The following is a 15,954-nucleotide window of genomic DNA, read 5'->3' on the forward strand; positions in this document are numbered from 1 at the left end:
GGCAGCTATAGTCTGGCAGCCTGGATTCAGTATGCGTTTACCCAGACAGACAATTTCGCAGAGTTACAGCCGACACTGGAAAACTACACCACCTCACTGCTGCAATACGGGCAAAAACCATCGATACAGTATTCACTCCAGGCATTGCAGGCCATTGATAACCTGCTGGGTAAAAATGAAGACCCAACCCGGTTGTTTGGCCGCTTTTTCAATCAGACCATGCTGGATGAACACCACAGTGAAGACCATCGCACCGCGATCGCCACCTATCACCACTACTGTGCGCTGCTCTGCTTTATTTTTGAAGACTATCAACAGGCTAACTGGCATTGCGAAACAGGCTCGCCCTATCTGCCACATATCGTCGGTACCTACTCCTCTCCCTGCTTTGAATATATGACCGCCCTGTCGAGACTCGCTCTACTCTCTGAGATCAGTATTCTGCAGCAAAACCACAAGCTGAAACCTATACGCAGAGCACTTCGCAGAGCCAAACGTCTGGCCCGCCACTGCCCTGAAAATCACCAGCATTTTGCTGCGCTGCTGCAAGCCGAGCTGTATCGGGTCACCCGCCAGTTTCACAAAGCGATGGACTATTATGATGCGGCCATCAGCTCTGCTCAACAGAACCATTTTCATCTGGCGGCCGCACTTGCCACAGAGATGGCGGGCCGTTGCTATATGCAGTGGGATAAACAGAACATTGCCCACACCTATCTCAATGATGCCTGGGACAGCTATCTGCGGCTGCAGATCAGGCCAAAGCTGCAACAGTTACAGAATCGCTATCCGGCATTATTCGCCAGTCGAAGCATCAGCAACAATGAAAAGAACAAAGCACTGACCAGCACAGATGACGGCGAAACCTTTTCCAATCAGCAGCTGGATACCATCTCGGTTATCCGCTCCTCCCAGGCCATTTCCGATGAAATCGTGCTGGAGAAGCTGCTCGGCAGGCTGATGGCACTGGCGCTGGAAAGTGCCGGAGCCCAGCGGGCTATTCTCATCCTTAAAGAGCGGGACGAATACTATATCGAAGCGGAAACCGAGCTGGATCAGCCGCCCCGATTCTTCAAAAACCTCACGCTGGATGGCTGCACCAGGTTGCCGGTCAGTATCGTTCACTATACCGCCCGCACCAAGGAGATTGTGGTGCTCAGTGATGCCCACAGTCACGATATGTTTATGCAGGATAGTTATATCCGGGCGCACAAACCCCGTTCGCTGCTGTGTATGCCGATCCTCTACCACGGCGAACTGACCGCCCTGCTCTATCTGGAAAACAATGAAAGTCGGAATGTATTCGATCCATCACGCATGGAAACCCTGCAAATACTCTCGGCCCAGGCGGCCATCTCCATCGAAAATGCCAAGTTATACTCCAGCCTGGAACAGTCAGAACAGGAGTTTCGCTCACTGTTTGAAAACACCGTTGAAGCCATTTTCAGGGCCAGTGCGCAGGGGCATTTTATCTCGGCTAACCCGGCGCTGGCTGAGCTGTTAGGCTATTCCAACCCGCAGGAGTTTCTTCGCACCATCACCGATATCGGCAGTCAGTGCTTTGCCAACAGCACGGATCTGCACAGTTTCCTCAGTCAGTTATCTGCCGATAACCGGGTGCTCGGCTTCGAAACCGAGTGGCTGCGCCGTGATGGCACCCCGGTAAATGTCTCCATCTCGGCACGCCGGGAGATGGATGACCAGGGTAATGTTGTCTACTACGAGGGATCACTCAGCAATATCACCGAACGCAAAGCGAAGGAACAGGCGCAGCTGAATCTGCAAAAATCAGAAGCCGCCAGTCAGGCAAAGTCTGAATTCCTGGCGACCATCAGCCACGAGATCAGAACCCCGATGAACGGTATTCTGGGGATGGCCCAGTTGCTCAATAAAGGCAATCTTCTTCCTGATCAGCAGGAACAGGTCGAGGCGATCTACCAATCCGGTCAGAATCTCCTGTCTATTCTCAATGATGTGCTCGATTTCACCAAGGCTGAAGCGGGTCAGGTGGAGCTGCACAACGCGCCCTTCTCCGTCAGACAGGTGCTCAATGAACTGGAGTTGATGCTGCGGCCAATGACACTGGAAAAACACCTGTCACTGGAACTGGCGATCAGTGACTCGTTGCCCGACAGGGTTTTCGGTGACCGGCGTAGTCTGGTACAGGTATTGATGAACCTCTGCGCCAATGCCATTAAGTTTACCCAGCAGGGCTACGTTAAAATTTCGGTCGACGCCCTTCAGAGTAAGCAGACCGCCAGAATCCGCTTTACGGTTGCAGATAGTGGCATCGGTATTCCTGAGGAGTCGCACCACCGGATCTTCCAGCACTTCTCGCAGGCAGACTCGTCCATTACCCGCCGCTACGGTGGCACCGGTCTGGGACTTGCCATCAGCAAGAAAATGGTTGAACTGCAACAGGGCGAGATCGGCTTTAACAGCAGCGCGGGACAGGGCAGCCAGTTCTGGTTCAGCATCCCCTATGCGCTTACAACAGCAGAGCAGGACAACCTGATAGACAACCAGCCTGCCCCCACAGCGCCAACACCACTGGATATTTTGCTGGTCGAGGATACGCCCATCAATCAACAGGTGGCGAAAGGCCTGCTGGAAAGCGATGGCCACCGGGTCGAGATCGCCGAAAACGGTTATACCGCCCTGCAGAAACATGATCAGCACGACTACGATCTGATACTGATGGATATCCATCTGCCGGATATGGATGGCATGGAAACCACCCGCAGAATCCGCCAGCATCGCACGCCGGAAAAAGCCAATGTGCGGGTGATCGCCCTGACCGCCAGTATTACCGAAGCGGAGATCAACAACTATCATGCCGCCGGGATCGATGCGGTGATTGGCAAACCCCTGCAGTTTACCGAGTTACAACAACTATTGAGTCAACACCCGGCAGCCGTTAACAATACCGGGCTTCACGTATCTGTGCCGAGTCCTTCAGAGACAATGACCACTAAAAATGAGGTTACGACCATGCTCGATGAACATCTGGTTGATCAGCATTGCAGCATGTTAGGCCCTGAGAAATTTATCCGTCTGCTTGATCAGCTAGAACAGCAATGTCAGCAACTGACTGAGAAGATGCAGCAGGCATACGAGGCGGAAGATTTTAAGGCGATGCAAAGTTTAGCCCATCAACTGGCGGGCGCAGCGGCAAATTTCGGTCTGAGTGCACTGGCCGTGCGGAGTAAAGCGATTGAGACAGCTCATGAAGCTATCCGCCCAACCACCTGCGACGAACTGAAGAGTCTGGTGGCTAGTGGTCTTGCAGCGTTGCGCCAGTTTAGTCAGCAGAGCGAGACCAGCAACTAGCGGCAATAAAAGGTAGAAAAAAAGCCCCTCATCAGAGGGGCAAAGCTATCGTTTATAGCCAGGAAGAAGGCTCCGGAAAACGAGGCCCCGGATAACGAGAGCTCCGGAAAACGAGAGCACCGGGATACGCTCCCGGCAGGGCGATCAAGAAACAGGATTTAACAGAGAGTTCTGATAAACAGAGAGTTCTGATAAACAGAGGCGAAATAAGTATAAAAAGCGATAACAGAAAGCAGCCTTTACCACTTAATCAGGCTGCTTCCTATGCTGTGCCGGGCACTTAGCATCAACGATTATTTATTGATATTAAGAACCTGTGCAGAGGTATATTCCATCAGACCTTCCTGACCAAACTCAACACCGAAGCCTGACATCTTGCAGCCACCAAAAGGCGCATAAGGCAACAGCTCTGCATGACCATTGATCCAGGCCGTACCACACTCCAGACGTCCGGCAATCTGCGTCGCTTTAGCAATGTCTGACGACCAGACAGATCCACCCAGCCCCACATCTGCTGCGTTAGCGCGTTTGATCGCATCTTCAACATCGGTGTAACGGATAATAGGCAGAACCGGACCGAACTGCTCTTCATCCACCAGACGGCAGCCGTCAGTCACATCAGCCACCAGTGTCGGAGGATAAAAATAACCGGCACCGTCCACCAGAGAACCACCACAGATAATCCGGGCACCATTGGCACGGGCGTCTTCTACCAGCTCGTTTACCAGATTCAGCTGAGCACGGTTCTGTACCGGACCGAAGGTTACACCTTCATCCAGACCATTACCCAGCACCTGTTTTGCCGCGACATCCGCCAGCTTTTCACACAACTCTTCATAGATAGAGTCATGCACATAGAGACGCTTCAGCGCGGCGCAGGTTTGTCCCATATTAAGGAACGCGGTCTGGAAAATACCCTCAGCAACCGTTGCAGGATCTGCATCCGGCAGCACGATACCGGCATCATTGCCGCCCAGCTCCAGAGTCAGGCGTTTAAGGTTATCGGCGGCACTGCGCATAATGGTCTGCCCGGTAGGGGTCGATCCGGTAAATACAATTTTGCGGATACCCGGATGTTTGGTCATACCGCTGCCGATACCCGTTTCACCGGTGACAACATTCACCAGCCCTGGAGGCGCCACTTCATTGATAATCTCCACCAGACGGATAGTATTCAGCGGCGTCAGGCCGGAAGGCTTAGAAACCACTGTATTACCGGAACGGATCGCCGGCATGATATGCCAGACAGCGATCATCAGTGGCCAGTTCCACGGCGTGATAGAACCAACGACGCCAAGAGGCTTACGATGCACCTCCACCCGTTTAGTGTCACTGTCTTCAAGAATATCCACCGGCATTTCCAGCTCAGCGGTGGCGCGGGTCCAGGCAACAGCACCGCCGACCTCCATCTGTGCCAGAAACAGCGGCTTACCCTGCTCCTCAACGATAATCTGCGCCAGCTCAGCGGCATTCGCCTCAATCCGGTCAGCGATATCGTGCAGCAACTTTTTCCGCTCGGCATCGCTGGAATGCTGCCAGCTTTCGTAACAGGTCTGTGCTGCGCTAACCGCTGCATCCAGCTGTTCAACAGTTGCCTGAGGGCAGAGAGCAACCACTGCTTCGGTCGCCGGGTTCAGAACGTCAAAAAAACCACCCTGAGGCGCGGTCTTCTGACCATTTATTATCAGTGAATACTCTTTCATACTCATATTCCTTTGCTGGAGAGATACAGGGCCTCTGCCGAAGCCCTGTTTTTTTATCATTATGTTGGATTAATCAGAACGGTACGATAGCGATAACCTGTGCGTAGGTATTGGTGTCATCGTTACCCTGCGTGCTGTTAGCATTATCCGGTGTGTAGAAACCCAGTACCGGACTGATAATCAGATGATCCATCGCCACCCATTCAGCCCAGATATTCAGCTCATTAGCAGACATATCCACTGAATCAGTATCGTTCTTGTCTTCAAAGTTGAAGTAACCGGCGCCCACGGTGAGCATCTCGGTCGGATGTGCGGTTACCCCCAGGTAGTGAATATCGGTACCGGTACCGAATGGTCCCGCATAGTTTGCTGCAACCTCACCCTGGAACCAGGTGCCGTAGCCCCGGCTAAAGCCGAAGAACAGTGGATCATAGCCTTCATCGTAGCTGGTGAAGCGGTAGTTCACACTGGGTGCCCATGGCGCATCAGCAAAGGTCCAGCCTGCTTCGGCATACCAGGCGTTTGTGTCATCACCACTAACACCATCTTCCTGAGAAACATACTCCGAAGAGAGGAACAGGTTTTCAACACCGGCATTACCCTGATAGCGAACGCTGATGGTTTTCTGACCATCACGCCCCTCAAGCCCCATGAATGCGGCTTCTCCAGCATCCACACCCAGGCCTTTGATATACATCGCGCCAAAGGTGCCTTTTTCAGTCACATACTCAAGATTGATACCCGCCAGCTCCATACTGGCCTGACCGGCGTTATCTGACTCTAACCAGAAAATATCTGAGCGTACGCCATCTTCGCCGCCAACACGGGCAACCACAGTTTTATCAAATGCTTTACGGGCCGCCAGCCAGTAAGCACCACCTCGGTCAGGCTCAAACGCAGGGTCAATACCCTCAAGGCCTTTACCTAAATTAAGTGAATCGCCATTAAGAATAAAACCATCACCGATGCTCAGATTCTGACGACCAACGGAAAGCTCAAACATATCGGTGCGGAAACCTGCGTAAAGGTCTTCAATTTTAGTTTTGCTCTCATCACCGGTTGTTAACCCTGCAGCATCGCCATCACCCCAGGTGCCGGAAGACACAGCATTAGCAGCGCCAAACAGGGATACCCCATTACTCAGCTCGCGAGTACCGCTGAAACCATACTTAATATAGCCTTCCTGCCAGCCTGGTTTTGACTCACTATTACCATAGGTTTCATCACTGCTGAACACACCAACAACAGCTTCCACATCCAGATTAACCTCAGTCCCATCCTGTGAGTAGAGGTTGTAAGCCTGTGCCGGCATAGCCATGGCTGCCGTTGCCGCAGCGACTGCAGCAGATAGCAGGTAACCAGACAGGTTATGGCCATTTGATTTCTTCATCGATATTTCCTCCGCGAACACGCGATATTTTTATAATCGTCAGGCAGCGGATCATCGCCGCTGTCTTGCAATGGCTGCCGATTAACCTGTCAGAGTTCGAAGGGGGAGAACTCTATACAGGTCAGGACAGACTGAGCACAGGAAACAGAGTAGCCTGAGGGTGTAAACCAGATTCCGTGGAAATGTATAATGTTGTATGAAGATGTAACGAAATATAACAAGCGGAGAATATGGGCTTTCTAAGCGTAAGAAAGCCCGGATGATTAAGAAGACTAGCCGCTATTCAGCGTTACGCATCATCTCAGCCAGATTGAATACAGGCTCTTTCAACATTTGAATCAGCTCTTCTGAAGCATTCAGATTGACCAGAGCCTGATCCATGCAGCGCAACCACTGATCCCGTTCGTCACTGCCGATCGTAAACCTGGCGTGCTGACTCGACAGACAGACGGTTCCATATTTTTGAAAATAGAGGTCCGGGCCGCCCACCCAGCCGGATAAAAACATAAACAGTTTTTCCGCAACCTCTGAGGTATCTTTTGCATGCATCGCGCGAATCGTGCTGGCTTCAGCGCGTTGTGACATCACCTTGTAAAGCTCGTTCGCCAGCGCTCTGACACCGGCCTCACCGCCGAGTAGCTCGTATGGAGTCGACATAAAACCTTCCTATGACTTAACTAATTTAACCGGACGCTGGCTGTGGATGGCATTCGCTCTGTGAATAAACAGTGCAGCGCCACTGGCCAATACGCCAAAGCCTGCCACTAAAGGTAACACAGTACCATCAAACAGTTGCCCCACCAGAGTGCCGGACACCACCGCCAACAGTGTTGAGACATTACCAATGACTGCCGATGCGGTGCCTGCAATATGGCCAAACGGCTCCATTGCCATAGCATTCAGATTACCAAACTGTAGCCCGACAAAAAACAGGGTCACCCCGAGATAGATCATCAGCCCCCAGAGCGGCGGAACCCCCTGCAACAAAAAAGTAATCAGATACATAACCGACGAGAGTAACACCACCATCACCGCGGCACTCAGCGCTAGCCGTTTGGTGCCAACGCGCATCACTAAGCGTGAATTCAGGTATGAGGCCGCCGCAAAACTAATGGTCAGGGTGGCGAACAGTAGCGGAAAAGCCGCCCCCATTTTATAGATCCCTTGTAAAACCGGCTGCACGGTGTTGAGAAAACCGATAAAGGCACCAAAGATAAATCCCAGCGCAATCACGTAATAAACCGCAGCATGCTCGTTTACCATCCGCCGCAGGTTTCTCAGCGTCTCGTTAACTGAAAAAGGCACTCGGTCCTCAACGGCCAGCGTCTCCGGTTGCCGTAACCAGAACCATAGCCAGGCGATGCTGGCTAAACCGAGCAGAAAAATAAAGATCTGTCGCCAGCCAAATAACCAGAGTATTCCCTGACCGATCAGCGGGGCGACCACCGGCGAGATGATAAAGATTGTCATCACCAGCGACAGCACCCGGGCCATCTCATTGCCTTTATACTGATCGCGGATAATCGCCAGGGTAATGGTTCTGGGCCCCGCAGCACCCAGGCCCTGCATAAAACGGCCCAGCAGCATCATCTCCAGGTTTTCAGAAAACAGTGCCACCAGACTGCCGAGTACAAAGATCAGAATTCCCAGAGAGATAGCGACTTTGCGCCCTTTCGCATCGGCCAGAAAGCCATAGATTAACTGCCCGACAGCCATACCGGCATAGACAATCGCAATCACCAGCTGAATATCATTGCTGTCGCTGACATTCAGGTCTGACGCCATCGGCCCCAAACCTGGCAAAACCGCATCGATCGAGAGCGCCACCATGCACATCAACAGCGCCATCAGGGCAACAAACTCTCCAGACGGATGGTGCAGTTTTAGCTGTTTCATTGAGTACTCGCAAACGGCAGACAGGGTTTCAACATAGATTCAGGCCCGTTGATGTTAAAAAAACGTATTTAAGGGCGGCTTTCCATAATCGCTCGTAAGCCATTTTTCAACTGTCTGGACTGGTCATCAGACAGAGCGCTCAGAACTTCAGCTTCGTGCTGCCTGGCGAGATCCAGCAGTTTATCGGCCAGCGAGATACCCGCAGGCAACAAACTCAGCGAACCGTCGACCAACTCAATCAGTCCCCGGTCCTGCATCCACTCAGCAGTCTGTATCAGCGCTACAGCTGGCTGCATCACTAAGGGAGCCAGATCGTCGGTTTTCATAGCACCATGATCACGGAGCATCGCCAGTATGCGCCACTCTTCTGGATTGACACCCCCTTCTGCCTGCAACTTCGGATAAAGATCTGAACTGAAGCGATTATAGGACTCACGCAACATATACAGCAGATAGTCTGAGATAAACTCACCGGATTCATCTCCGGCATCGTATTTAACCGTGGACGGGTGCTGGCTGGAGACGGAATAGCTCCCCCGGGCAAATACCAGTGGCAGGTTGCTGTCGTGATAGCGGTAATGCAGCACCTCACCCACCAGGATCAGGTGATCACCGCCTTCATATACGGCCCAGGTTTTACATTCAAACTGGGCCGAATAGTCGTTCAGCAACGGGCTGTCGCCCACCCCTTTGTCATAGACAACATCTTTAAACTTATCTTCGCCACGGCTGGCAAACCGGTTAGACAGATCTACCTGATCCCGGCTCAGCACATTCACCGCAAAGTGTTGCGAGTTTTCAAAGGCCGCCAGACTGTGCGCGCCCTTATCAATACTCCACAGAATCAAAGGTGGCTCAACAGACACAGAGTTGAAGCTGCTGGCGGTCACACCGATCGGCTGGCCCTGCTGGTCCTTTGTTGTGATAACCGTAACACCGGTCGGAAATTGCGAAAGCGCGCGGCGAAAATCACGCACATCAAAATCTTGCATACTCATATTAATCACCTTTTGTGCTTATCTAACTGTAGGTATTAAAAAAACAAAACCGATAACAGCCAGGAGCCAGTCAAAGTCCACCTGAAACCGGGTTTCAGGTGGCGATACAGATAACAGAACAGATCAGGTGAGAACACTCAGGAAGCGCTCATTCAGCACCCGGTCATGATAGAAAATTGCTTTACCCAGATCTTCAGCTTTCCAGGTAACTGGCGGATGATCCGGGTAGTGGTAATCTCCTCCACAGAACACTTCATTGCGATTACCGGATGGATCAAAGAAATACACTGTCTGACCGTGAGTCAGCCCATGACGGGTTGGCCCAATATCAATGGAAGTATCTGTCATGGTGATCAGGTCGGCCGCCCGCATCACCGCCTCCCAGGAATCGAGAAAGAATGATGCATGATGAAACTTGTTCGGCTCAGGACAGTCGATAAAGGCAACATCATGGGCTTTCATACCCGTGGTCAGAAAGGCGGCGATTCTGTTATCGTCAGGATCGACAACCTGTTCGGCCAGATCGAATCCGAGCACATCCCTGAACAGTTCATAGGTTGCCTCGACATTGGGTCCGTAAAGCAGACAGTGATCAAAACGGGTAGCTTTCATCCCCTTCAGATCCCGCGGCCAGGCTTCGGGATTGACATTAGAGACGCCCCACTTGCCGGTCTGTTCTTTATCAGCATAGAGTTCAAAATTATGCCCCGTCGGTGCCTTAAACCGGACACGACGGCCACAACCTTTTAATTCCCCGGCGGCAATATGTTCAACTGAACACCCATAGTCCTGTAAATCCTTCTCGAGGGTTTCCAGTACTTCATCGTTCAGCACTTTGAAGCCCATAAAGTCCATTCCGGGAGCATCTGCTTTTCTGAGTACGACAGAGAACTTATCGACCTCTGTCCAGCCTTTCAGATAAACCCGCCCCTGATCGTCACGGTCCATCTCAATAAGCCCCAGCAGATCACCATAATGAGACACCGCTTCTTCCAGATCCAGGACGCTTATTTGCACATGTCCCGGGCGCATGACACCTTTTCTCATCGTTCATTCCTTAACTTTATTGTTATTGTTGATACCTGCGGACAGCCATTAACCTCAGTCAGTACCGCGCTTAACGGTCTGATCCACACGTCAGCATAAAACTCTGTTATTTTAATATTCTGATACTTTATTAAGTACTTGTTGCTAAAAGCCTGGTATAGAAATGCGCCAGGCTTTACCGCGGATTCCTGACCGCAGACTACTTAATAGGCACAACCATCACCGGCCGGTCTGACAGTTGTAATACCGCCTGAGCGGTTGACCCCAGAAAGAAACGGCCCACCAGTGAATGTGTACGGGTACGGGAACCCATAACAATCAGATCCGCCTTCATCTCGTCAGCAACCCTGATAATGGTCTCCGCTGCCGGGCCTTCTTCAACCCGGGAAAGCGGTTTCTGCTGTAAGGGTTCGTGATCTGAAAGTTCGTTGAGACAAAACTCTTCGATCCGGTTTGACATCCATGACTTCAGCTTTACTATGCCTTCATTGCGCATTTCAGACATCGAGGGCATGCTGAGAAACCCCTCCACTAACGCTTTGGTTGAGGTGTTACCCGGATCGACAACATGTAGAAAGGTCATCTGGGCTTTATGTCTGGAGGCCTCTCTGGCAGCCATATAAAAAGCTGGCTTCGAGCTTTCACCCAGATCAGATGCGTATAAAACGTTCTTAATATCCTGGATCATCGTAATGTTCCTCCGATTATGTTGGATCTGGCTGACATCAGCCAACCAGATCTCAGAGACAAGCGGTCTATCATCAGCATCATGGTATTAACCCACCATGCCCGGTAAAAACAATGAGATCGCAGGAATCGTTGCTATCAGAATCAAACGCACAATATCTGCGATCCAGAAAGGGGTAACGCCTTTGAAAATCGTTGATAACTTAACATCCGGCAGGACTGATTTCAGGACAAATACGTTGAGCCCAACGGGCGGCGTAATCAGACTGATCTCGGTAACGACAACAACCAGAATGCCAAACCAGATCAGATCGAACCCGATAGCCTGTATCAGCGGGAAAAATACCGGCACGGTTAGCAGAATCATCGACATGCTTTCTAACACACAACCCAGCAAAATGTAGATTGCGATTATCGCCATTATCACCCAGACAGGACTAAGCTCCATGCTTAAGACAAAGTCACGCAGTGAGTCCGGCAGCCCCGCCAGGTTGATAAAGTTCGAAAAAAGAACCGCGCCAATCACCAGAAAGAACAGCATGGCGGTAGTGCGAACAGTACCCACCAGTGTTTCAACCAGACTGGCAAACGTCAGACGCCCGCGGAACAACGCGATAAAGAAGGCACCGGAAGCCCCAATACCGGCAGCTTCAGTCGGCGTAAAGATACCGCTGTAGATCCCGCCCATAACCACGAAAAACAGGAAACAGATGGTCCAGACACTTTTCAGAGCCTGTAAGCGCTCGGGCCAGCTTGAACGTTCACCGGCAGGTCCCGCTTCGGGTTTCACCTTAACTGTCACGCTGACTGCCGCCATGTAGAGAACGATGCCGAGAAAGCCCGGCAGCAAACCTGCAATAAACAGCAGACCGATATCACTCTGGGTGAGAATGCCGTAAACCACCAGAATAACGCTGGGCGGAATCAGGATACCCAGCGTTCCCCCTGCGGCAATAGAACCGGCAGCCAGACCATCGGAGTAGTTATACCGGCGCATCGAAGGCATCGCCACCTTTGACATGGTCGCGGCCGTCGCCATCGAGCTACCGCAGACAGCCGAAAAAGCGCCGCATGAGACCACCGTCGCCAGCGCTAAACCGCCCTTGAAATGCCCGAGAAAGGCATTCGATGCCCGGTATAGCTGCGAAGACAAACCCGCCCCGGTAATAAAGTTACCCATCAGGATAAACAGTGGTACAACCGACAGACTATAGGACAAGCCGGTTTCAAAGGAGACCTGGGATACCATGTTTAAAGCGGCATCCCAACCTCTTGGATTACCAAACTCAACCTGCTGCACGTAAGCAAAACCACAGACACCTACGAGTCCCATCGCGATCCCAAGCGGTACACGGGCGAAGATAATAATCAGCAAAATAGCAAAGCCGATAAGACTAGTCTCCATAAATCACTCCACCATCCCAGTTTCGGGATTACGATTATCCCGGCTAAACAATTTTTTGCCCCGTTTGAAAATAAGCATCATCATCAGCGCCCAGGTTGAAAGTGAACAGCAGCATGCCATCAGAATGACCAGACCGGCATAGGGAATCTCCAGCAGCGCGGTCGTATCTTCATACTCATAAGTACGGATAGCCAGTTTCCACATCATCCAGGACATCACTCCCAGGGCAACAATGTTCACCAGGCAGATAAGGATATCCTGCAACGGTTTGAGAAACGCTGGCACCGTTGAATCCATCATATCCACTTCCACATGGGAACCTTCAGCAGTCACCATGGGGAGTCCGAGAAAGATCAGGGAAGCGAGTAAGAGTTCGGTAATTTCAAACCCACCGGGCAGTGGTGCCGAAAACAGATCCCGACCAACGACATCGATCAGCGTCACCGACATCATAATAAACATCGCCAAAGCCGCGATGTAAGCGAGAACCCGCTCGAATAGAAATTCAAGCGGGTGGATCCATACCTTCGCTCTGAAAAGTGAGATAAGGATATTCATAGTGCCTCTCATTACTTACCGTAATTAGCTGTCATTTCACGCAGCTCAGCCAGCGCTGCTGCGCCATCAACACCACGCTTTTCAGCTTCTTTAATCCAGGCAGCTTCAAGCGGAGCACTGCGCTCTTTTATCTCTTCAAGGAAAGCATCGTTGGCAACAGTTATCTCATTACCATTCGCCTTCAGCTCTTCCATAGCAGCAGCATCGGCAGCATCCCAGACACTCCCCGCCAGACGGGCAAAGGCTTCACCAGAGACACTCATGATGGCTTCCTGATCCTTTTCAGAAAGACTCTTGAAACGATCTTTGTTCATCACCAGAAAGAAGCTGGTGTTGTACATACCATCAGGAACAATCGTGGTGTACTTAACAAGATTCTGAAGATTGAAAGCGGTCACCGTTTCCGCAGGAAAGAGGATGCCATCGGCTACGCCGTGAGAAAGGATTTCATAACTTTTAGATGAAGGTTTCATCAGTGGCACAGCACCAAGAGAACTGGCGAGTTCGTTAACAACACCGCCACCGACACGCAACTTCATACCTTTTAAATCAGCAGCAGAAGCGACTGTTTTTTTACTGTTATGAATCAGACCAGGGCCATGAGTAAACACACTCAACAACTGAGTTCCTTTATGCTCATTTGCCTTGGCGAGATATTTCTGATGGATTTTCCAGTAAGCAACCGATAGTGCTTCAGCGCTGTTACCACCAAACGGAAATTCAACCACTTTAGTCAGCGGAAACCGACCTGGTGTATAACCGTGTACGCTATAGGTAATATCCGCTAAGCCATCACGGGCAATATCATAATGGACTTTGGGATGGCCCAGGCCTTTAGCTAAAATATTAACTTTAACCCGCCCGTCGGTGACCTCTTCTACCTGTTTAACCCAGGGCACAATCATTTCTGAGACAATGGGATGGGTGGGTGGCAACCACGAGGAAAGGGTGAGTGTTGTATCCGCTTGCGCTACCCCCTGACTCACCGCTAATGCAAACCCTACAGCAACTGTTTTGAAGAACTTTTTCATTTTAAAATCTCCGGATCGCTATCATTTGTTATATTTATTTTTTAAGAATTATTGTTTATTTAATTGCCCATCTTATTTCTCTCATCTTTATAACCTACCTGAAAAAAAGGCTTTAAAATAGTTTACATTTCATCTATTTGTAACCTTTTTCTCTGGTCGCATACCGGCTCACCAGCAGTGCTGAGCCTGTTGCCGTGACCAGCATCAGATATCTAACACCAGCTTGCTGGTTTTTGAACGTGAACAGCAGAGGATAATCTGGTCGTTATCTTCCCTCTCCTCTTCAGTCAGAAATTTGTCTTTATGCTCAGGGGTCCCTTCCAGCACATCACACAGACAGGTGCCGCAGACACCCTGTTCGCAGGACACATCAACACTGATACCGGCCGCTTCAAGCGCTTCAACAATGGTCTGGTTTTCACCCACCATCACCGAGACACCACTCTGCTCAGCTACCACCTCGAAGGCTTTACCGGAGGTGTCGATATCCGCATTAAAATATTCAAAATGGATATTATGTTTATCGAATCCGGCCTTTTCAGCGGTTCCAATCACCCAATCCATAAAGCCGGAAGGGCCACAAACATAGATATGAGTACCCGCTGTCACTGGCGCGAAAGTTCCCTGAGGATCAAAACGCTGCCCATCACCCTCATCATCAAAGTGCAGCTTTACGCAATCACCAAACTCGGCGGCCAGTTCATCGAGAAAACCGGCACTGCTGCGGGTTCTGCAACAGTAATGCAGTTCAAACGCTTTACCCGCCGTCCGCAGTGTATAGGCCATGGTCAGCATCGGGGTGATACCAATCCCACCGCCCACCAGAATGGTGCGCTCTGCAGACAGGTCCAGAGGGAAATGGTTACGGGGGGCGCTGATCTGGATCTCAGCACCCTCATGAAAGTTCTTATGGATCGCAACAGAGCCGCCCCGTGACGCAGGATCATTCAAAATCCCCAGTCGATAGACAGCACTGTTATCAGGGTTGTTACTGAGGGAATACTGACGCACGATGTCAGGTGCCACATGCACATCAATGTGGGACCCGGCATCAAAGGCAGGCAGGTTATTGCCATCTTTTGCCATCAGTTCAAAGACCGCTACGGCATCCGCCTGGTCTTCACGTTTACTAATAACAACATCAATCAGCTGTGCGCTCATAATATCACCCTTAAAAATCGTACTGCCGGGCCTGCACTCCAGGCCCGACTTAATTCCCGGGTCTTAATGCCCCAGTCTTAACGCCCAGGTCTTAACGCCTTAGCGCATGAAAATTCCGCCATTTACATCCCAGGCAGCGCCTGTGACAAAAGACGCTTCGGGACTTGCCAGTTTCGTCACCATATCCGCAACAAACTCAGCATTACCCAGCGCTTTAACCGGAATCATCTCGTTGATTATCTGCTCAAGACGTTCCGGTGGTACCAGTGCACGTACTGAAGGCAGGTCGATAGGTCCCGGCGCCACAGAGTTCACGGTGACACCTGATTCTGCTAATTGACGGGCAAAGATTTTCGTCATCGTCAGGATGGCGCCTTTGCTGGATGCATAGTGAGCCCCGGAAGCGGTGCCACCATTCTGTCCCGCCAGTGACGCCAGATTAACGATGCGACCATAGCCGTTGTCGGCAAAATACTGGCCAAGCACCTGACAACCGAAGAAGGTTCCGCGCATATTCACGCTGACGACCTTGTCAAACTCCTCCGGAGTAATCTCCATCACCGGTGTCGTCGGTGTCATCGCTGCGTTATTCACCAGCGCATCGACCTTGCCAAAACGGGCAACCGCAGCCTCAAGCGCAGCAGAAAAATCGCTCTTAAGCAGTACATCCAGCTTCAGCGCCATCACCCGCTCCTGAGAGGCATCAATCTCAAGGGCCGTCTCTTGTGCACCGCTCTGATTGGCATCG

General features: G+C 51.2%; 13 protein-coding genes. 1 reads left to right on the top strand and 12 read right to left on the bottom strand.

Translation table 11 applies throughout. The features are described 5' to 3' along the window. Positions 1-3,330: ATP-binding protein (locus ACQY8X_RS18695; protein ID WP_428036646.1), on the top strand; the 3,330-nt coding region annotated here is incomplete at its 5' end. Between the two features lie 293 nt (positions 3,331-3,623). Here the strand turns inward: ACQY8X_RS18695 and ACQY8X_RS18700 are convergent. The 12 genes from ACQY8X_RS18700 to ACQY8X_RS18755 all read right to left on the bottom strand — a co-directional run. Continuing rightward, positions 3,624-5,033, bottom strand: a complete 1,410-nt coding sequence (locus ACQY8X_RS18700; RefSeq protein WP_428036647.1) for an aldehyde dehydrogenase family protein — start codon at positions 5,031-5,033, stop codon at positions 3,624-3,626. Between the two features lie 73 nt (positions 5,034-5,106). Further along, on the bottom strand, positions 5,107-6,423 hold the full coding sequence (locus tag ACQY8X_RS18705; RefSeq protein WP_428036648.1) for a hypothetical protein: 1,317 nt from the start codon (positions 6,421-6,423) through the stop codon (positions 5,107-5,109). A 279-nt stretch (positions 6,424-6,702) separates the two neighbouring features. Beyond that, entirely contained in the window at positions 6,703-7,080 is a 378-nt protein-coding gene (locus ACQY8X_RS18710; protein ID WP_428036649.1) for a group II truncated hemoglobin, read from the bottom strand. Between the two features lie 9 nt (positions 7,081-7,089). Beyond that, on the bottom strand, positions 7,090-8,319 hold the full coding sequence (locus tag ACQY8X_RS18715; protein WP_428036650.1) for a multidrug effflux MFS transporter: 1,230 nt from the start codon (positions 8,317-8,319) through the stop codon (positions 7,090-7,092). A 68-nt stretch (positions 8,320-8,387) separates the two neighbouring features. Then, on the bottom strand, positions 8,388-9,317 hold the full coding sequence (locus ACQY8X_RS18720) for a flavin reductase (RefSeq protein ID WP_428036651.1): 930 nt from the start codon (positions 9,315-9,317) through the stop codon (positions 8,388-8,390). Positions 9,318-9,440: 123 nt separating this feature from the next. Beyond that, on the bottom strand, positions 9,441-10,364 hold the full coding sequence (locus tag ACQY8X_RS18725; RefSeq protein ID WP_428036652.1) for a catechol 2,3-dioxygenase: 924 nt from the start codon (positions 10,362-10,364) through the stop codon (positions 9,441-9,443). A 199-nt stretch (positions 10,365-10,563) separates the two neighbouring features. After that, complete coding sequence (locus ACQY8X_RS18730; RefSeq protein WP_428036653.1) at positions 10,564-11,052, bottom strand: universal stress protein; 489 nt, start codon at positions 11,050-11,052, stop codon at positions 10,564-10,566. Positions 11,053-11,139: 87 nt separating this feature from the next. After that, positions 11,140-12,456: a TRAP transporter large permease gene (locus tag ACQY8X_RS18735; RefSeq protein WP_428036654.1), complete on the bottom strand. Its 1,317-nt coding sequence runs from the start codon at positions 12,454-12,456 to the stop codon at positions 11,140-11,142. Between the two features lie 3 nt (positions 12,457-12,459). Further along, complete coding sequence (locus ACQY8X_RS18740) at positions 12,460-13,014, bottom strand: TRAP transporter small permease (protein ID WP_428036655.1); 555 nt, start codon at positions 13,012-13,014, stop codon at positions 12,460-12,462. A gap of 11 nt (positions 13,015-13,025) precedes the next feature. Further along, complete coding sequence (locus ACQY8X_RS18745) at positions 13,026-14,045, bottom strand: TRAP transporter substrate-binding protein (protein WP_428036656.1); 1,020 nt, start codon at positions 14,043-14,045, stop codon at positions 13,026-13,028. A 204-nt stretch (positions 14,046-14,249) separates the two neighbouring features. After that, positions 14,250-15,206, bottom strand: coding sequence for a PDR/VanB family oxidoreductase (locus tag ACQY8X_RS18750; RefSeq protein ID WP_428036657.1), 957 nt, complete (start codon positions 15,204-15,206; stop codon positions 14,250-14,252). Between the two features lie 99 nt (positions 15,207-15,305). Further along, positions 15,306-15,954 (bottom strand): SDR family NAD(P)-dependent oxidoreductase (locus ACQY8X_RS18755; RefSeq protein ID WP_428036658.1); only part of this gene is annotated, 649 nt, incomplete at its 5' end.

The sequence above is a fragment of the Amphritea sp. genome (assembly GCF_050300915.1).
Classification (GTDB): domain Bacteria; phylum Pseudomonadota; class Gammaproteobacteria; order Pseudomonadales; family Balneatricaceae; genus Amphritea.

Coding starts and splice junctions, on each gene's coding strand:
- ACQY8X_RS18705 (WP_428036648.1), bottom strand. CDS start 6,423: ATGAAGAAATCAAATGGCCATAACCTGTCTGGTTACCTGCTATCTGCT.
- ACQY8X_RS18750 (WP_428036657.1), bottom strand. CDS start 15,206: ATGAGCGCACAGCTGATTGATGTTGTTATTAGTAAACGTGAAGACCAG.
- ACQY8X_RS18730 (WP_428036653.1), bottom strand. CDS start 11,052: ATGATCCAGGATATTAAGAACGTTTTATACGCATCTGATCTGGGTGAA.
- ACQY8X_RS18725 (WP_428036652.1), bottom strand. CDS start 10,364: ATGAGAAAAGGTGTCATGCGCCCGGGACATGTGCAAATAAGCGTCCTG.
- ACQY8X_RS18710 (WP_428036649.1), bottom strand. CDS start 7,080: ATGTCGACTCCATACGAGCTACTCGGCGGTGAGGCCGGTGTCAGAGCG.
- ACQY8X_RS18735 (WP_428036654.1), bottom strand. CDS start 12,456: ATGGAGACTAGTCTTATCGGCTTTGCTATTTTGCTGATTATTATCTTC.
- ACQY8X_RS18715 (WP_428036650.1), bottom strand. CDS start 8,319: ATGAAACAGCTAAAACTGCACCATCCGTCTGGAGAGTTTGTTGCCCTG.
- ACQY8X_RS18740 (WP_428036655.1), bottom strand. CDS start 13,014: ATGAATATCCTTATCTCACTTTTCAGAGCGAAGGTATGGATCCACCCG.
- ACQY8X_RS18720 (WP_428036651.1), bottom strand. CDS start 9,317: ATGAGTATGCAAGATTTTGATGTGCGTGATTTTCGCCGCGCGCTTTCG.
- ACQY8X_RS18745 (WP_428036656.1), bottom strand. CDS start 14,045: ATGAAAAAGTTCTTCAAAACAGTTGCTGTAGGGTTTGCATTAGCGGTG.
- ACQY8X_RS18700 (WP_428036647.1), bottom strand. CDS start 5,033: ATGAAAGAGTATTCACTGATAATAAATGGTCAGAAGACCGCGCCTCAG.